Origin of the sequence: Vibrio sp. RE86 (assembly GCF_013114545.1) — a bacterium.
Lineage (GTDB): Bacteria > Pseudomonadota > Gammaproteobacteria > Enterobacterales > Vibrionaceae > Vibrio.
In genome coordinates this window covers 382,069-399,704 of the sequence record NZ_VTXI01000001.1, presented here as the reverse complement: position 1 = coordinate 399,704, position 17,636 = coordinate 382,069, and the positions used below count along the sequence as shown (strand labels likewise).

Sequence of the window (17,636 nt, the reverse complement as noted above, 5' to 3'; positions counted from 1 at the left end):
AAAGTGGCGACAATTTTTATTAACACTGATGGATATTGAGTGACATTGATTAAACAGGCGTTTTGCAAGGCATTGAAATAGCAGTGAAATCCTTGGTTTTACCGAACTCTAAAAACCACTATTGATTACACTAAGTAATTACGTCCTGTAATATTTATTGAGATTACTCCATATCTCAACAAAGATTGATAAAGGTCTAGCAGAAGTGCTAGACCTTTTGTTTTGCAATCAATCATACTCCTCACCATACATTTCTCTCAGCACATAGCACTCCGCGCACGTTCATCTGCATTTTTCTGCGCCTCTAACCTACCCACGTCGTTGAATCAGTTGAATATTGTTTTGCTTTTTTTCTATGTAATCCTCAAAAGTTACAGAATGATGTTTCGTTTATATTTTTTGTCTGGTATTATCGGCTCTATATGGAGATGGCACATTAGGTAATATGAAAGAGTCACTTGTTGTTTCGATTTCTACCATTGATGGTTCGAAGCACTTTTTTATCGGTAAAAGCCTTAAGCAGTTTTACAAATTCTTAGTGGTTTTATTCGCATTGAGCGCAGCCAGCGTCGCTCTGTGGATTTATTATCTTTCTGACGAAGTCGTCAAGGCCAAGTTCAAGCAAGATGAGCTCATCACTCATTCAATGTCGCTAAGTGAGCAAGTCACCTCTTTGAATGCTTTAAAAAGTGAGCTCGAAAGTGACCTCTTTGAACGAGAGGAACGTCTTGCACAGATATCTGACCGTTTAGGCGACATCGAAAAATCGCTTGATGTCGATGCCTCGTTTGGCGAAATCGAGTCTCGACTGGATGCTGCTGCTATTACGTCAAGCGTCCGTGTGAGCATGCTTACTCAAATACCAAATGGCTCGCCAGTTCAGGGCGGGCGCATATCTTCCAGTTACGGTAAGCGCCTACACCCAGTAACAGGTAAATATCAAATGCATCGAGGCCAAGACTTTGCAGTGAGTATTGGGACTCCCGTTTACGCACCTGCTGATGGTGTGATCTCGATGGTTCGTCCAAGTAAGAAAGGGTCAGGAAACTTTATTAAGCTACAGCACTCTCATGGTTTTGAGAGTACCTACTCTCATTTAAGTAAATTTAAAGTGCGAACGGGTGACTTTGTTCGAAAGGGTGACCTTATCGCACTTACAGGTAACAGTGGTCTGTCTTCAGGTCCACACCTACATTATGAAGTGCGTTTTCTAGGAAAAGCACTTAATCCAAAACCCTTCGTCCGTTGGGGCGTGGGAGATTTTGAGTCCATTTTCAGTAGTATACAGGGGGTACAATGGGCATCTTTGGTAAACAGAGTGGAACAGCGAATAAGCAATCAGCTACAACTGTCATCGCACAAGGCTGCCGAATCTCCGGGAAGTTAAGTGTTGAAACAGATATCCAAATCGATGGCTACGTTGATGGTGATATCCAAGTCGATAAAACACTGATCATCAGTGAAGTCGGTCGTGTAGAAGGCGATATCATTGCGAGCAGCGTCATCATTAATGGCAGCTTTGATGGTACATGCCGTGCGAACAAAATAGAGGTTTTAGCGAAAGGACAAGTCAAAGGCACTATTTATACAGATGACTTAAGTATTGAGCCTGGTGGTAAATTTTTCGGTACGACGAAAACCAATGACTCTGATCAAGTTGTGGCTATTAAATCAACCGATAAAAACGACAAAAAAGCCGATAGTGCTGGTAAAGCTAACAACCCGAAAGCCAAAACCGCATAAGCATTTAGCAGATTGGCTAGAGATGAGAATCTCACCGTAGAAGAATATTGTTGTTTAATAGAAGCCCGTATAACACGGGCTTTTTCATTTGCACCGTTAGATTTCGCCAATAAAACTTGGGGCGACAATCTCAACTGGCACACCATTTTGGGCCAGTATCGCTGCTCTTGCTTTCACATCCGATTGTTCAAACGCTTCCAACCACCAGCTTAGCTCTTGCGGGATTGCAAGGTTCTGTTTGATGCCATCGCTACGGGTTAGAGGTTCATGCGCTTCAAGGAACACACTGCGATCAGGTTCTAGTGCGACTTTAATCGGCTCATTAATCACCGTTACTTTTTCACCCAGCTTGACCTGAGGGAACAACCACTCGATATCTTTAGGTTCCATACGAATACAGCCGGAACTAACCCGTAGCCCGATACCAAAATCTTTATTCGTTCCATGTATCAAATAATCGCCAACACCATGTGCCAGTCTTAACGCATATTCACCCAATGGGTTTTCAGGCCCAGCAGGAACAACTCTAGGCAACTCGATCCCCTTTTCTAAATACTCTTGGCGAATTGAGTTAGGGGGTGTCCATGTTGGATTAGGTCGTTTTTGGCTAATTGACGTTTCCATCTCAGGTGTGTCGCGACCAACACGCCCAATCCCAACAGGGAAAATATGCACTTTGTTGATTTCAGGTTCGAAATAGTACAGTCGCAGCTCGGCGAGGTTAATCACAATCCCCTCTCGCTGTACATTAGGCAAAATAATCTTAGTTGGTATGGTCAGAACATAGTCTTCTTGAGGAAGGAATGGATCAACCCCTTTGTTAGCGGCCATTAAAGACAGAAAGCCAACATCATACTGCTTAGCTATATTGGCAAGCGTATCGCCCTTCTCAATTTGATGATATTGAGTTCGGCCAACAATACTGCTCCCTTCTATCGGCAGATCATATGTCGCTGCATAGAGGGGAGAACTTAGACAGGCAATAAGCGCGATAAGTTTACGCACGATCCACACTTTCCTTTGCTTCTTTGTAAAGATCTAAGGTTATCGCTCTTTCGGTCTTGTGATCAACTATCGGTGAAGGATATGACAGCACTTTTGCATCTAACCATGTCCACGGCTTGTGTAAGTGTTTCAAAGGAACCTCAGTAAGTTCAGGAACCCAACGACGTACAAACTCACCATTCGGGTCGAACTTCTCTCCTTGAGTGATTGGATTAAAGATTCGGAAATAGGGCTGGCCATCACACCCCGTTGACGCACACCACTGCCATCCGCCATTGTTGGCTGCGTAGTCACCATCAATCAAGGTGGACATAAAGTATTGCTCCCCGATTCGCCAATCTACATGAAGGTCCTTCACAAGAAAGCTAGCGACAATCATCCTAAGACGGTTATGCATCCATCCCGTTTGATTTAACTGTCTCATTGCCGCATCTACAATCGGATAACCTGTTTGTCCCTGCTTCCAGGCTTCAATATGTTGAGGATTATTCTTCCAATGAAGCTGGTCTCCCCACGCAACGAAGCTCTTTCCTTTCGAGAGTTTGGATTCAAAATGAAGCAAATGTTGATAGAACTCCCGCCAGATCAATTCGCTTTGCCAGACTTCTCTCCCCGTACTCAGTGGAGATGATTGTTGATAAAGCAGCCTCGCCATACATTGACGAACCGAAAGCGCACCTATAGCTAAATACGCAGAAAGTCGACTCGTCCCCTCAATTGCAGGGAAATCACGCTCGTCGTTGTATTGATTGGCTTGTTCGCTAACAAATTCTCTCAACTGCAGGAGGATATCTTCTGTCTCGACCGAGTACGCCTGACTGTCTTTCCTAGGGTAGGTAAACTGGCTCGATGGAGAGAATTCTTCAAGGCCAACACACTTCGCTGTCCCACCAGTAGAAACCGGCTTACTTACAACAAATGATTCTTGCTCAAGCTTAGCGAGATAGGCTTTTTTGAAAGGGGTGAACACTTTAAAATACGCACCCTGCTTATTAAATACACTGCCTGGTTTGAATATGCACTTGTCGTCCAAACCAATACACTCGATGGAGCTAGATTCCAAGAGTTCTTCTAAGTGATGATCACGTTGTTGCTCGTCGAACTCATACTCTCTATTAAAGTAAACGCCGGTAATACCATTCACTTTAGCTGTTTCTGCAACAAAGTCAGCAGCACTGCGGTAAGTGCTAACTTCGGCGTAGTATAGAGGAATATTTTGCATCTCTAGTTCAACGCGAAGGGACGATAAGCGCCTAAACATCAAATCTGCTTGAATAGGCGCTAGGCCATGACGCGACCATGTTTCTGGTGTCGCGACATACAAAGCGGCTACCGGTTCACCAGACTGGCTAGCAGCGACCAATGCTGAGTTATCAATGGCTCTTAAGTCACGTCGCAACCAAACCAACTTCATCCTTCCCTTCCTTCTATTTATATATCGTGAAGCGTCGAACTAGACAGCTCACCTTGATAAGACTCCCCTATTTTTTCAATAGCGGTTAACTGCGCAGATGTCCAAGGGCGTGAACTAAACAGAGCCAAAGAAGCGTAGCCATTTAAACCTTGATGCTCAATGAATCCAGAAAAGTCGTCCACACCATCAAGAAGCACCACGTACTTTCCTTGCTCACATAACTTCAGGGCTTGAAGACGCGCTGCTATAGAACCGCTCGCATCTCCGCTAACCATCAAACACTTACCGCCGCGTGCCGCTTTATTTTCTGACTCAATGATGGCGTTAATTCTCGAAAGTATAATGCCCTCAAACAAGCTAGTTTGTATCGTCCTAAGCGCGTACCTCACCACTGATAAAGCGTTATAAACGGGTTGAAGAAACTGACTTTCGACAACATCGAGGGGATACTCTTTCATGACGTTACCAACAATAGAGTCTGCTTTCGTCTTGTTAAGATCAGAAAGAGCCTCGAGAAGCGCCTGAACTTCTTCTAACTCGGAAGTACCGACGCCTTCCTCGTTATCCAACTCGTCTGTTTTACCCAGCAAGTCTTTGACCTTCCCAATCGGTACCCCTTTGTTGAGCCAGCTTTGTATTTCACCAATCAAAGCGATGTGCTCTTCGCTGTATAGTCGGTGCCCTTTCTCTGTACGCAATGGCTGAACGAGATTGTAACGTCTTTGCCACGCTCTCAGCGTAACGGGTTTGATACCAGTACGTTCAGACACCTCTCGAATAGCAAAGTAATTTTTCTCATAATCCATATCGTAAACGTAACTCCTGAGGGTAAGGGGTAAAGAAAGCTTGTTCCGCTAGATAAGCGTCTGGGTGTGCGGATAAATAGTGCTTAATCAGCGTCAATGGTGCGAGTAAAGGCAGCAGTCCTACACGATAGTCATCAATAACCTGACGAAGCTCCTGCTTTTGCGACTTATCAAGGTCGCGTTTAAAGTAGCCTTGGAGGTGCATCAAAACGTTGGTATTGTTTTTGCGACTTGCTCTATGCTTAATCGCTTGCATTAGCGCCACACGGTATAGCACGAAGAACTCGTCGATATCATAATCTTTAATGTTAGCCACCAGCTTACCCAGCTCTTTGTAGGACTCAGGATGGTGCGCCATTAATGTCAACTTGTAACGTGAGTGAAAGGCAACAATCTTGCCTCGTGTTGGAGCATCACCCATCGAACGATAGAAATCATCAAGGGTATAGACGCGAGTAATAAAGTTCTCTTTCAAAACGGGATCGTTAAGTCGACCATCTTCTTCCACAGGTAACCATGGCATCGATTCCATCAACTCTTTTGTGTAAAGACCGATACCAACCGCTTCAGAGCTCTGAGTTTTGTACACTTTTACGCGCTCCATGCCACAGGTCGGTGATTTCGCACACACTATGTAACCACGAAGATGCTCTTTTTCTAGTTCAGCAACACGCTGCTTAGAGTAGCTGACCATTTTCTCTGTATGGTCCTTCGAAGGGTCTTTCGTTTCAACCAAAGCAATGCGTTCTTCATTCGATACCAAACGGATTGTCGGTCTAGGCACGGTCATTCCTGAGCCAACTTCTGGGCATACAGGCAAAAAATCAAAATAGGGTGACAGCTCCTTCGTTACAAACTTGCTAATTTTGTGTCCAGAGTCAAAACGCACTTTGTCGCCTAACACACATGCACTAATGCCGATTTTAATTTGTGAGTCCATACCCAGCTCCTTGTGGTGACGCTATACAAATTTAATTCTTGTATAAGTTTTAGCACCAAATTGAAAAACTGTACAACTTTTATTTTTGTACAACGTGTTTTTTCCTTACGTTGAAAACTCTTTTTTGGTTCACAAGAGAGGCAAACGTTTTTACGAATCGATTGCCTTATTACTTTCAACATATTTAGTTATTAACTTGTAGTGTTAGCCAACAACAAGGCTCTTTTGTGATATACCTCTCATGGAGTCTTGCTATATCTAGCTAGTATTGCCTCAACAGATTTTTGAGAATCAACACATTTAGTAATCAGAAACTGATTGACTAAGAAGATTTGGAGTAAAAACTATGGCAACCCCACATATTAATGCACAACCAGGTGATTTCGCTGAAACAGTACTGATGCCAGGCGACCCGCTTCGTGCAAAATACATTGCCGAGACTTTCCTAGATGACGTTAAGCAAGTTTGTGACGTTCGTAACATGTTCGGTTACACAGGTACTTACAAAGGTAAAAAAGTATCAGTAATGGGTCATGGTATGGGCATCCCATCATGCTGTATCTATGTTCACGAGCTTATCGCTGAATACGGCGTGAAAAATGTCATTCGTGTAGGTAGCTGTGGTGCAGTACGTGATGACGTGAAACTTATGGACGTTGTTATCGGTATGGGTGCTTCAACTGACTCTAAAGTGAACCGTATTCGTTTCAACAATCACGACTTCGCAGCAATTGCTGATTTCGGCCTACTAGAAGAAGCGGTTAACCAAGCTCGTGCTCAAGAAGTACCAGTAAAAGTGGGTAACGTTTTCTCTGCAGACCTTTTCTACACACCTGAAGCAGACATCTTCGAGAAGATGGAAAAACTAGGCATCCTAGGTGTAGACATGGAAGCAGCAGGTATCTACGGCGTAGCCGCTGACCTAGGCGCGAAAGCACTGACTATCCTAACAGTATCTGACCACATCATCCGTGGTGAGAAGCTAAGCTCAGAAGAGCGTCAAAAGTCGTTCAACGACATGATGAAAGTGGCTCTAGAGACAGCAATCAACATCTAAATCGATTCATTTTGCCACCGAGCGTCCGCTTGGTGGCCTGAATAATCCCGAGGGGGAGATAGTGACGACTGGCAAACTGCCACAGGAAGCAGACGGATTACAGCTCAACTTTTGTAAAACATTGGCGTGTGACAACTTTGGATTGAGTGATGCACATCGTTACGTTGTGCAGCATGCGAATCCTAAGCGCCCTGCGATGGTATGCCGTGAATGTGGCGCTTTCCCCCCCTTACTTAATAACCAAGAAGTTCTGAATGAACTTCATCGCCTACGCTATCTTCATAGTGATGGCCTGCCAGCTTGTCGCAGCGACGACTGTGAGAATTTCGGCCTCTCTGTTCACACTCATAAACACCTTTATCACGCCTTTGGCTACAGTGGTGATCGCCAACGATACCGTTGCAAATGTTGCCAATCGACCTTCGTAGACAAATGGTCTGGTGCAAATAAAAAACTTCACTTTCAAGAGAACCTTCTTGGCTTGCTCTTTATGGGGTATTCCGTTCGCGAGATATGCCGTAAGTTAGAGATCAATCCAAAAACGTTTTATGACCATCTCGATCACATCGCTAGTCGATGCCGACGCAAGCTTGCAATGTTTGATGCAAGGTGGGTCAATCACGCCGCCAGTTATGAGCTTGCTTCCCACTATGTGCCTCTGCAGCCTAAAAGTAACAATGGCGTATTATGGATTGCCACTGGAGAAGCACACAGCGGTTATATTCTGTGCCAACATGTCAACTACTCTTCAGCGGAAGACCCCGTAGGCGAAGTTGATCATGACCCCTATCAATACCCAGCGAGGTTTGTCTCTCGAGATCACTCTTCAGAAGCAAACATGCCCGCACCGACGCCATCTCCGATTCTTCGTGAGCGTATTGATCAGCAGTATCAAACCATTTTGGCGCGCGGCAATGTAGAAGATCCTATGGGTAACCTGACGGTATTCAATTACCCATCAAAAGGAGCATTGATTCGCCCACCCTACACATCTTATGCGCACTTTTTGCACGTGCTCGATCTGTGTCAGGATGAGCGACGGGTCTCCATCTATCTGCCACAAGATCCGGTGCTTCGCTCTGCAGCCCTCAGTATTTGTCTGCCGCGTATACAGCGTCAAAATATCGACCTTATGTATGTTGAGGAAGATAGTAACTGGCAAGCTCAATACAATATCAACAAGATCGATATTGTTCATATGGGGTGGTGGCGCGACCGCTGGGCGATCACAACCGATCAAGATGCTTCTAAAGGGATCTGTTACTTAGCCGGTGATAATAATCAGCCGAAACACTGGCTACGTAACGCCTCGATACGTCACACAAAGTTTTATCAGAACCGTTTTCAGACTCTGTTTGAAAGCTTCATTAATGAACCAAGGCGTAAATTGCGTCCTGGAGGTTTGCTGCCAATGCTCGATATTTTCCGTGCTTGGCACAATTTGTGCTATCAAGATAGGAACGGAAAAACGGCCGCGCAGACGCTAGAGCTAACACAAAATCCTTTAACGCTGCGTGAGCTACTATCATAAATATTAGTAATGTGACGAGGAGCGTTAAACCGTTCGCGTTTTTTTACTTTTTGTAGTGTTAATGAGACCTCTATTCATATAATGACATAGTGTAAGATGACATCTCAGCGGTAAAGGATTGATTCATTGGATAAAAGCCAGCGACTATTAGAAGTAGAAATTGATCAGCTAAAGGACAGAATTGAATCTGAGCCAGACAAAGTGTGGGCGATTGCTGAACAGTGTGCTTCCCGCTCCGCGCAAATCCTTTATCCTGAAGGTGAAATTCAGTGCCTGATTATTATGTCACGCTGCGCATGGTGCAGCATGGACTACCGCAAAGGGCTCAAGTACATCAAAGAGGCGTTTGGAAAGCTAAATGCACTCGATACCGACGACCTCCTCCCTGAAATTCTTCATATCCATGCACTCCACTACTGGGGACAAGCGAAATACTACTCTGCCCAACAATTCTGGATAAACGCGTTAGAGCAATCAGCACTGGTTGACGAAGTCGAAGTCCAACTTGAAGCGTTAATCGGCCTGGGGAACGTATGGCGTATAACTCACGAGTATCAACTGGCGAAGTCTACACATGAGTTGGCAGTAATGGTTGCCAATAACGCACGGATCTCTTGGCTTGAAGGTAAAGCAAGAATTCTGTTGGCTTGGGATCACTATCTACTCAATAACTATGTTGAGATGCTGTCTGTACTCGATGGCGCAAATGAGGCATTGATTGGCCATCATGACAAAACATGGCAAGCGGAAGTATGGGACTTTAGAGGTTTAGCACTGCTTGGGCTTGAACGAATTGAAGACGCAGAACAAGCGACTAAGAAGGCCCATGAACTCGCCGTAGAGCATGATTTGGTCTGGATGAAAGCGCACTCTTTCATTAGCCGAGCCCGCGTTGAATTATTGAGAAAACGCCCTCAAGAAGCCGCAGAGCTATTGATTCAGGCAGAGCAGTCTGCCAATTCCTTTGACAACGGTGAACTGCTTTCACAGATATGCTTTCAGCAATCTCGGGTAGCGGAAGAGTCTGGAGACTTCAAACTCGCACTTGAAGCTTTTCAAAAATACCGCAAACACTCTACTACGATGTTGCGTGAACAAACCGCTCGCGTTAGCAATGACAAAGCCCGCACCTCTAAACGCCAACTAGAGCAACGTGCGCGCAAACTGATCAACCGAATTCGTGGTCAGCACGAGTTTGATCCTGAGAAGCAACTCAGCCAGATGGTGTCAGAGACCTACTGGTGGGAGCAGCTAATCCTATTTAAAACGGAATTAAAACGTTCAAATCACGCCGTTATCATGATTCAACATGAAGACCCTGGCTACCTCGAAGTGTGCGCTGAACTCGCGCATTCTATCTGCAATAAACAAGACCTCCTATCGCGCCTCAGTAGTGAGCGTTTAGGGCTGTTGCTAGCAGACAAAGGGGATACCGCCCTTAATGTATTCAAAGTCTTAGCGCAGATGATCGAAATTTACCCTTGGAGCAGAAAAGGACTCAACAAACCATTACCGAAAGTGATTTATCAAGATATCCTCTCTTTCCCATTTACGTTAGAGCAACTCGAAGAAAACCAACGACAGGAAGCACAGCATGGACACCCTACTGAATAAGATTTCTGATTCTGGTCTCGATGCTTCTTCGGTTTATGGTGAAGAGGCACTGATTTTTTGGAATCACGTTAGGCAACATGTCGCGACCACTCTTCAAGAAAAAGCGCAATGTTTGGTGATAAGTGCTGAGTTTCGCTTTGAACTTAAGCAATACCAAACCAGTATCGATGAACTAAAAGAGGCATTGGGCTACCTGAGTTTGCCTGAAGACTCTGAGCTTATTCTAGAAGTTCGTAATGCCTTAGCAGATAAACTCATCGAAAATGGCGATTATCATGGTGCGTTAAATGAATACATCAGTGCCTCAACGATTGCGGTTGAAAATGGCTATATCGATGCGTACGTACTGGCGATTCTTGGCATGGGCAACCTGTGTGATGCCTACGGAGATCACAACCGAGCATTACGTTACTATCAAAAGATAGACAGTATCGACCATGCGATTGAAAGCCGTTCACTTCGTCTTCGCTACAAGCTCTATATGCTTGCCTGTTACATTGAACTGAATCGTTTAACCGCGGCTAACGACCTCATCAAAGAGTGTGAAGAGTTAAGTATTCTCGTCAGTGATAAAGTCCTTTCTGGTCAGATACTTCTCTATCAAGCTAAGCTCTATCGCCAAGCGAAACAGCTCGAACAAGCAATGAGCTGCTTAGGTAACATACAATACGCCACGGGTAACATTCACTCAGCTTGGTTATCTAATTCCGTGCGTTTAGAGCTTGCAGCCTGCCTGAGTGAAGAGAATAAGCCACATATTGCCAATTGGGTATTGGAGACCACCCATAAACGCATCAAACGCTTCGCTTCGCCTATCTTAAATCTCAAACTGTGTAACTCTCTCGCAGAGATCAGCGAACAGAAACAAGATTTTAAAAGTGCGCTTGAGTACCAAAAGCGTGCTTTTCGGATTGAAACCGATTTAATGAAAACCATCCCTATCGGCGAGCTTGGTGCGAACCAATTACGTCGCTTATCTCGCTTTGAGTTGCAGCTTAAACTCATTCTTTCCGAACAAGAGAACAAAGAGCTAAAAGAGACAACTGAAAGCCAAAAACACACCGTGGCACAGCTGCAACAAGATGTCTTTACCGACCCACTGACCAGCTTGCACAATAGACGCTGGCTGGACGTGAAACTCAAAGATCTGTTGCTGCATGACGTTCCATTTGCCTTGATGGTCGTGGATATAGACCACTTTAAATCGATCAATGACGAGCTCAGTCATTTGGTTGGGGACAAAGCCATTGTTAACGTGTCACACGAACTGTCTGCCTACTTTAAGTTTAGAGGCGCCTCTTGCGTCCGCTTTGGTGGCGAAGAGTTCTTGGTAATTTTAGAACGCTCAACGTTAGAACAGGCTGAAATGCACGCCGAAAACTATCGTGAGCGGATCTTCAACTTCGGTTGGCAAAGTATCTTAGGTGAAAGGGGCTTGACCGTAAGTGTTGGTATTACCCTCCATCGTGAAGGAGAAAATACTCAGCGAACCTTCTATCGTGCAGATAAAGCCCTTTACCGAGCGAAAGCCAACGGACGAAATCAAGTTTGCACTGAGTAATATATCTCCAGAATTAAGCTAAGCCTGCCACTATTTAAATTGGCAGGCTTTTTTATTGAATGAAAAACAGCGAGATACCCACTACAGCAGCAACAGTCCCTAATAGGGCACGTTTTGAAATCGGCTCGCCTTTAATCGCATAAATCACCAACATAAACAAAGGGCTGGTGGCTATAAGGCTTTGGGCTATCGCTGGATTCGCGTACTTGAGCGCAATTTGCTGAAGCCAAAGCGCCAGAAAAGTTCCGACGAAAATTGCGGCAAGCAACCAACCAAAGCCACTTTGGCCTAACGATTTAAGGTGAGCTCCCATCGTTTGGTATGGCTTTCTTTCAACCCAGAGAATAATCATCATCACAACGAGCACCCCCATAGACAATCGAATCAGTGCGCCGAGCAATGGCGGGAGATCGCCTGCCACCAGCGCATAATGCGAGATAACGACCCCACTCGCCTGACAAACGCTCGCTACAAGACCATAGCCTACCCCTTGCCAGTCAACCTTTGCATCGTCTGCATGAAAAACCGTCGCAGAGACCGCCAATGTAGTAATTACGACACCGAGCCAGCTTTGTAATGACAATACACTGCCTAAAGCTAACAGTGCCAATACCCCAGAAAGCGGTGGCGCTAGCGACTCAAGAAGCAAGGTTTTGTTGGGGCCGATACGTTTGAGAGATGCAAAATAAGCACTGTCGCCAATGGCAATCCCAATAACACCAGACAGAGCGAGCACAGCAAAGTGCAATGAAGAGAGCTCAGGCATAGCATCAAGGGAAAGCGGAAAAACCAATAACATCATCCCTGACGCAATCACACCTTTTACTATGTTTAGCTGAAGGGCACTAAATTGATGGCTAAATTGACTGTAGATCCAGGTGGCGATAGCCCAAACTAGTGCAGCGCTGACTGCCGCAATCTCACCCTGAAAAGGCATATGAATCTCCCGTCCGCCAATTAATAAAATGTAACTCGAGTGTAACTGATATCGTTCTAATTTGTTGTTTTTATTCTTTTACTTTAAATCTCATCGATCGTATTCTGTATTCACTCCATTTCACTGAACAAGGATTGTTAGAATGTTCTTGGATTACTTTGCTCTCGGCCTTTTGGTCTTTGTAGCACTTGTCATTTTTTACGGCATTATTGTCATTCACGATATCCCTTACGAGATAGCAAAAGAACGTGAACACCCTCACCAAGATGCTATCCACTACGCTGGCTGGGTTAGCCTATTCACCCTTCATGCTATTTGGCCATTTCTTTGGATTTGGGCAACGTTGTGGCGTAAAGAGCGCGGTTGGGGGTTTCAAAAGCTTGAAGCTGAGCAGCACGACATTCATCACCGTGTTGAGTCTCTTATCGATGAAGTTAGCCAGTTAAAAGAAGAAGTGAAATCGCTGAAGCAACAAAACACTTCTCACCCAGTTACACCAAGTGTTAACAGTCACGAGGAGGAGCAATAATGGATTTACTACTCATTCTGACTTATGCCGCACTGTGTATTACGATTTTTAAAGTCTTCAATATCCCTCTTAACAAGTGGACGGTTCCAACCGCAGTTTTAGGTGGCGTTGTATTGATCGGTACTTTGATCCTTCTGATGAACTACAACCACCCATTTACCCAAATCGGTAACCAGGTTTACTCAACTACACCAGTAGTTTCTGGGGTTAGAGGTCGTGTCATTGAAGTTCCTGTTGAAGCAAACAAACCTTTAAAAGAAGGCGATGTACTATTTAAGATTGACCCAATTCCTTATGAAGCCGAAGTAGGTAAAAAGAAAGCGCAGATTAAAGAAGCAAGCCAAGGTGCGTTGGGGTTAGATTCTTCACTTACAGAAGCCAATGCTTCGTTAAATAAAGCGATTGCCGAAAGAGATAAAGCCAAGAGAGAGTTCCAACGTTACCAGCGTGGCTTCGACAAAGGCGCATTCACCGAGCAACAACTTGATACAAGAAGACAGGCATACAAAGCGTCTGAATCGGCGGTAAACGTCGCTAAAGCGAAAGTTGAACAAGCTGAACTTGCACTTGACTCAGAGATCGGCGGTGAAAATACAACTGTCGCAAGGCTTATTCAAGAGCTTCGCCAAGCTGAGTTCGATTTAGAACAGACCGTTGTTCGCGCACCAACCGATGGCTTTGCGACCCAACTCGCTCTAAGACCAGGCGTTATGGCTGTGCCATTGCCGCTTGCGCCTGTAATGACCTTTGTTCATACCGAAGACTTATTATATACAGCGGCGTTCAGGCAGAACTCTCTGCAACGCCTTCAGCCTGGTTATGAGGCAGAGTTCTTGTTTAGAGCACTGCCAGGTAAGGTCTTTAAAGGCGAAGTTATAGAGGTGTTGCCTGCAATCGGTGAAAGCCAATTCCAAGCAAGAGGTGCGCTACTAGGTACTGAAGCACTTCGAACCAGTGGTCGTGTGTTTGTCACTCTAAAAATTACTGATGACTTAACAGACTACAAACTTCCTTTAGGTACTGCCGTTGAAGTCGCCGTTTATTCAGACAAATTTACTCATGTATCTATCATGCGTAAGGTATTGATCCGAATGAAGAGTTGGCAGAACTACCTATACCTCGATCACTAATATTAGACTCCATTTTAAGGGCTTCATTCGAAGCCCTTCTTTTATCTACGAAATAGCAACCCCTAATCCATTTTCACCATCTCACTCAATGCGGCAATTTATCTGTACGTCACTATTTAGCCGTCTAGACAGTTATCTTTCCAAAACGGCAACTAGAGGGTATAATCTGCGCCTCATTTCTGTAGGCGTATAAAATTCAACCAAAATAAGCGCTTGTAGACTAAGTTCTTTAAAGATTTAGACAAAGGGTTATCTATGAATCTTTCGGCAAAAACCGTTGTTGTGATCGCTATTGGCGCTGCTCTATATGGTATCGGTGGTTTACCTATGTTTGGCATCCCAGTGTTCGCGAACACAACGCTAAAACCTGCAATGGCTGTACTTGCACTTTTCTCTGTTCTTTTTGGCCCTCTTGTCGGTTTCTTAGTTGGATTCATCGGTCACTGGGTGACAGACCTATTTGCTGGTTGGGGCGTTTGGCTCACTTGGGTATTAGGCTCTGGTATCGTTGGTATGGTTTTAGGTTTCTTCCCGATGCTGACCAAAAACCGTCTCTCTCAAGGTGACTTCAACCACAAAGACTTTGCCCTTTTCGTTGTTCTTGCGCTGGTCGGGAACATTGTTGGCTACGGCTGCTCAGCTTTCTTAGACACTATTCTATACGCGGAACCGTTTACTAAAGTGTTCACACAACTTTCAATCATTGCTGCTGGCAACACCGTACTTATCGCAGTGGTGGGTTACTTTATCTTGAAATCTGTTGCCAAGCGCAACAAACAAAGCCGAAACCTTACTGAGGCTTAATTATCAATGACAATTGAATTTTCTGACTTCTCTTTTAGATATGAGTCGCTTGATAAACCGACGCTAAAACATATCAATCTAAGGATAGAGAAAGGAGAGAAAATCGTCATTATTGGTCCAAGTGGTAGCGGGAAGTCTACCCTTGGTCAATGTCTAAACGGCTTAATCCCACATGCGATTAAAGGTGAAGTCTCTGGCCAGTTAACCATAAATGGTCAAACTTCATCACAGCTCGATCTCCACCAATACACAGAGCAAGTTGGTACCGTATTACAAGATACGGATAGCCAATTTGTTGGGCTCAGCGTCGGTGAAGACATTGCGTTCGCTCTCGAAAACCAATTGGCTTCAAACATCGATATGTACCCTGTGGTGAAATCGACCGCGAAGATGGTTGAGCTAGAAGAGATGCTTGAGCGCTCACCTCACGACCTTTCGGGTGGTCAAAAACAACGTGTGTCTCTTGCAGGCATCCTCGTGGATGACGTTGAGACATTGCTTTTTGATGAGCCGCTTGCGGCACTTGATCCTAAAACAGGACGCAAGACGATCGAAATCATCGATCAACTGCATAAGGAAACCGGTAAAACCATCATCATCATCGAGCACCGTCTGGAGGATGTTCTACATCGCCCTATTGATCGCGTCATTTTGATGGAACAAGGTGAGATCATTGCAGATATGTCACCTAACGAGCTGCTCGCGTCACCGTTGTTAAATACTCATGGTATTCGTGAGCCGCTCTACCTTTCTGCATTGAAAAAGGCAAACTGTCCACTTAGCGACGAAGAGCCACTAGCCTCACTTGCAAGCTTATCGGTGAATGAATACAAAACTCACTTTGCTTCATGGCAAGCCCCCCAACCTGAGCTAAGCACTCAAGCTGACGTTCTTCTGTCGGTGGATAAGCTGACTTACTCCTATGATGGAGAGAAAAACGCACTGGAAGATGTTTCATTCAATATCCACCAAGGAGACTTTATCTCTATCCTTGGTAAAAATGGCTCGGGTAAGTCCACGATTACAAAGCTCATCATGGGTGTCATTGAACCTGACTCCGGCTCTATTGCACTGAATGGTCAAGATATTTCTTCACTATCCATCTTTGAGCGTAGCCAGAAGATCGGTGTGGTGATGCAAAACCCAAATCATATGATTTCACACCATATGATTTTCGATGAGATAGCGTTTGGACTGCGCAACAAAGGGCTGAGTGAATCAGAGATCAGCGATAAAGTCCTTGCCGTACTCGAACTTTGCGGGCTAAGCAAATACCGTAACTGGCCAATCGAAGCATTAAGCTATGGGCAGAAGAAGCGTGTGACTATCGCTTCGATTCTCGCACTTGAGCCAAGCTTACTTATCCTTGATGAGCCGACAGCTGGACAAGACTATCGTAACTATACCGCTATGCTCAGCTTCATTGAAAAGCTCAATCGTGAATTGGGGATTACTGTAGTGATCATCTCTCACGATATGCATTTGGTGCTTGAGTACACCCAGCGTTCGATCGTCATTTCCGATAGTAAGCTAATCGCAGATGCACCAATGACACAAGTGTTCAGCCAACCGGAACTGTTAGACAGAGCTAACCTCACAACCACCAGCTTATACGACCTTGCTGAGCGTATAGGAGTCAATGATATCAATAGCTTTATGCAGTTCTTTATCCAATCGGAGAGTCGTGTCGCATGAATGCCTCAAAGATGAAGTTTGGTATCAGCTATGTCGATACTAAGTCACCGCTACATGCACTAAATGGCATTACTAAATTTGCGCTATTTATGGCTTGGGTGACAGTTGTTCTCACCACATTCGACTTACGTTTAATCGGGGTAATGATTGTAGTGGGGCTCGCGCTGCTTAAGATGACTCTCGTTCCAGTTAAGGTCTACAAGCCACTGTTACTTGGTACTGGAACCGTACTGCTGCTCAACGCACTGTTCATGTTCTTGCTTGCGCCTCAACAAGGTAGTGAGTTTATGGGCAGCACCACACCGCTACTGGTGCTTCCAGGTGCTTACTCATTGACGCAAGAAACTCTGTTCTACTTGGTAACGGTTACACTGAAGTATTTCAGCATGTTCCCGATCGCGCTGGTGTTTGTTTTTACCACTCACCCAACCGAGTTTGCCGCAAGCCTTAACCGCATTGGCGTGCCTTACAAAATCGCCTACGCAGTCAGCCTGACACTTCGTTATCTACCTGAAGTAAAGAATGACTTTGTTAATATCATGCACGCTCAGCAGGCAAGAGGACTTGATATCTCCAAGAGCACCCCTTTGTTTCAGCGTCTAAAGAATGTCGCTAAGATCCTTGGCCCTTTGATTTTTTCTAGCCTAGATCGAGCTGACGAAATATCAAATGCAATGACATTGCGCGGATTTGGCCGCCATAAGAGTCGAACTTGGTATAGCGCTAAACCATTAACGGCAAAAGATAAGTTAACTCTTGTCTTGATATTGGCAGCCGTCATTCTCGCCATCACGAAACGATGGATAGAAACCGATCTATTTTGGTACCCGTTTTAACGCAAAAAAGCCTAGGAGTCTTACCTGGGCTTTT

General features: G+C 44.9%; 16 protein-coding genes. 11 read left to right on the top strand and 5 right to left on the bottom strand.

The window, feature by feature from the left end:
• Positions 1-445 precede the first annotated feature (445 nt).
• Both F0231_RS01815 and F0231_RS01810 read left to right on the top strand, forming a co-directional pair.
• Entirely contained in the window at positions 446-1,387 is a 942-nt protein-coding gene (locus F0231_RS01815) for a M23 family metallopeptidase (RefSeq protein WP_171758005.1), read from the top strand.
• A complete protein-coding gene (locus F0231_RS01810; RefSeq protein ID WP_171758004.1) occupies positions 1,297-1,743 on the top strand; it encodes a polymer-forming cytoskeletal protein in 447 nt (148 codons plus the stop codon). Before F0231_RS01815 ends, F0231_RS01810 begins: the two co-directional genes overlap by 91 nt.
• A 96-nt stretch (positions 1,744-1,839) precedes the next feature.
• Here F0231_RS01810 and F0231_RS01805 read toward each other — a convergent pair whose 3' ends face one another.
• Genes F0231_RS01805 through F0231_RS01790 form a run of 4 tightly spaced genes read right to left on the bottom strand, consistent with a single transcriptional unit; the run spans position 1,840 to position 5,908 of the window.
• Positions 1,840-2,751, bottom strand: coding sequence for a L,D-transpeptidase family protein (locus tag F0231_RS01805; protein ID WP_171758079.1), 912 nt, complete (start codon positions 2,749-2,751; stop codon positions 1,840-1,842).
• Complete coding sequence (gene phrB / locus F0231_RS01800) at positions 2,741-4,162, bottom strand: deoxyribodipyrimidine photo-lyase (RefSeq protein WP_171758003.1); 1,422 nt, start codon at positions 4,160-4,162, stop codon at positions 2,741-2,743. The genes F0231_RS01805 and phrB overlap by 11 nt, the downstream gene beginning before the upstream one ends.
• A 17-nt stretch (positions 4,163-4,179) precedes the next feature.
• A complete protein-coding gene (locus F0231_RS01795; RefSeq protein WP_171758002.1) occupies positions 4,180-4,968 on the bottom strand; it encodes a MerR family transcriptional regulator in 789 nt (262 codons plus the stop codon).
• The gene (locus F0231_RS01790) at positions 4,958-5,908 is read right to left on the bottom strand and encodes a DUF523 and DUF1722 domain-containing protein (RefSeq protein WP_171758001.1); all 951 of its coding nucleotides are present in this window, start codon (positions 5,906-5,908) and stop codon (positions 4,958-4,960) included. The genes F0231_RS01795 and F0231_RS01790 overlap by 11 nt, the downstream gene beginning before the upstream one ends.
• Positions 5,909-6,254: 346 nt before the next feature.
• On the opposite strand from F0231_RS01790, the gene deoD reads away from it, so the two are divergent.
• The 4 genes from deoD to F0231_RS01770 all read left to right on the top strand — a co-directional run bounded on the left by deoD (position 6,255) and on the right by F0231_RS01770 (position 11,671).
• Positions 6,255-6,965 carry a purine-nucleoside phosphorylase gene (deoD, locus tag F0231_RS01785; RefSeq protein ID WP_171758000.1) on the top strand — a complete coding sequence of 237 codons (711 nt, stop codon included), beginning with the start codon at positions 6,255-6,257 and terminating at the stop codon, positions 6,963-6,965.
• Between the two features lie 61 nt (positions 6,966-7,026).
• Complete coding sequence (locus tag F0231_RS01780; RefSeq protein ID WP_171757999.1) at positions 7,027-8,496, top strand: IS1 family transposase; 1,470 nt, start codon at positions 7,027-7,029, stop codon at positions 8,494-8,496.
• A gap of 126 nt (positions 8,497-8,622) precedes the next feature.
• Entirely contained in the window at positions 8,623-10,110 is a 1,488-nt protein-coding gene (locus F0231_RS01775; protein ID WP_171757998.1) for a hypothetical protein, read from the top strand.
• Positions 10,091-11,671, top strand: a complete 1,581-nt coding sequence (locus F0231_RS01770; protein WP_171757997.1) for a GGDEF domain-containing protein — start codon at positions 10,091-10,093, stop codon at positions 11,669-11,671. The genes F0231_RS01775 and F0231_RS01770 overlap by 20 nt, the downstream gene beginning before the upstream one ends.
• A 52-nt stretch (positions 11,672-11,723) precedes the next feature.
• Here F0231_RS01770 and F0231_RS01765 read toward each other — a convergent pair whose 3' ends face one another.
• Positions 11,724-12,608, bottom strand: coding sequence for a DMT family transporter (locus F0231_RS01765; protein WP_171757996.1), 885 nt, complete (start codon positions 12,606-12,608; stop codon positions 11,724-11,726).
• A 142-nt stretch (positions 12,609-12,750) separates the two neighbouring features.
• On the opposite strand from F0231_RS01765, the gene F0231_RS01760 reads away from it, so the two are divergent.
• The 5 genes from F0231_RS01760 to F0231_RS01740 all read left to right on the top strand — a co-directional run bounded on the left by F0231_RS01760 (position 12,751) and on the right by F0231_RS01740 (position 17,602).
• Positions 12,751-13,137, top strand: coding sequence for a DUF3302 domain-containing protein (locus tag F0231_RS01760; protein ID WP_171757995.1), 387 nt, complete (start codon positions 12,751-12,753; stop codon positions 13,135-13,137).
• The gene (locus F0231_RS01755) at positions 13,137-14,267 is read left to right on the top strand and encodes an HlyD family secretion protein (protein WP_171757994.1); all 1,131 of its coding nucleotides are present in this window, start codon (positions 13,137-13,139) and stop codon (positions 14,265-14,267) included. The genes F0231_RS01760 and F0231_RS01755 overlap by 1 nt, the downstream gene beginning before the upstream one ends.
• Before the next feature lie 255 nt (positions 14,268-14,522).
• Positions 14,523-15,071, top strand: a complete 549-nt coding sequence (locus F0231_RS01750) for an ECF-type riboflavin transporter substrate-binding protein (RefSeq protein ID WP_171757993.1) — start codon at positions 14,523-14,525, stop codon at positions 15,069-15,071.
• 6 nt (positions 15,072-15,077) lie between these two features.
• Entirely contained in the window at positions 15,078-16,766 is a 1,689-nt protein-coding gene (locus F0231_RS01745; protein ID WP_171757992.1) for an ABC transporter ATP-binding protein, read from the top strand.
• Positions 16,763-17,602, top strand: coding sequence for an energy-coupling factor transporter transmembrane protein EcfT (locus tag F0231_RS01740; RefSeq protein ID WP_171757991.1), 840 nt, complete (start codon positions 16,763-16,765; stop codon positions 17,600-17,602). Before F0231_RS01745 ends, F0231_RS01740 begins: the two co-directional genes overlap by 4 nt.
• The last annotated feature ends 34 nt before the right edge of the window (positions 17,603-17,636 follow it).

Excerpts from the sequence above, each read along its gene's own strand:
- F0231_RS01815 (WP_171758005.1), top strand. The coding sequence starts at position 446 with ATGAAAGAGTCACTTGTTGTTTCGATTTCTACCATTGATGGTTCGAAG.
- F0231_RS01810 (WP_171758004.1), top strand. The coding sequence starts at position 1,297 with ATGGGCATCTTTGGTAAACAGAGTGGAACAGCGAATAAGCAATCAGCT.
- phrB (WP_171758003.1), bottom strand. The coding sequence starts at position 4,162 with ATGAAGTTGGTTTGGTTGCGACGTGACTTAAGAGCCATTGATAACTCA.
- F0231_RS01795 (WP_171758002.1), bottom strand. The coding sequence starts at position 4,968 with ATGGATTATGAGAAAAATTACTTTGCTATTCGAGAGGTGTCTGAACGT.
- F0231_RS01790 (WP_171758001.1), bottom strand. The coding sequence starts at position 5,908 with ATGGACTCACAAATTAAAATCGGCATTAGTGCATGTGTGTTAGGCGAC.
- deoD (WP_171758000.1), top strand. The coding sequence starts at position 6,255 with ATGGCAACCCCACATATTAATGCACAACCAGGTGATTTCGCTGAAACA.
- F0231_RS01770 (WP_171757997.1), top strand. The coding sequence starts at position 10,091 with ATGGACACCCTACTGAATAAGATTTCTGATTCTGGTCTCGATGCTTCT.
- F0231_RS01765 (WP_171757996.1), bottom strand. The coding sequence starts at position 12,608 with ATGCCTTTTCAGGGTGAGATTGCGGCAGTCAGCGCTGCACTAGTTTGG.
- F0231_RS01760 (WP_171757995.1), top strand. The coding sequence starts at position 12,751 with ATGTTCTTGGATTACTTTGCTCTCGGCCTTTTGGTCTTTGTAGCACTT.
- F0231_RS01755 (WP_171757994.1), top strand. The coding sequence starts at position 13,137 with ATGGATTTACTACTCATTCTGACTTATGCCGCACTGTGTATTACGATT.
- F0231_RS01750 (WP_171757993.1), top strand. The coding sequence starts at position 14,523 with ATGAATCTTTCGGCAAAAACCGTTGTTGTGATCGCTATTGGCGCTGCT.
- F0231_RS01745 (WP_171757992.1), top strand. The coding sequence starts at position 15,078 with ATGACAATTGAATTTTCTGACTTCTCTTTTAGATATGAGTCGCTTGAT.
- F0231_RS01740 (WP_171757991.1), top strand. The coding sequence starts at position 16,763 with ATGAATGCCTCAAAGATGAAGTTTGGTATCAGCTATGTCGATACTAAG.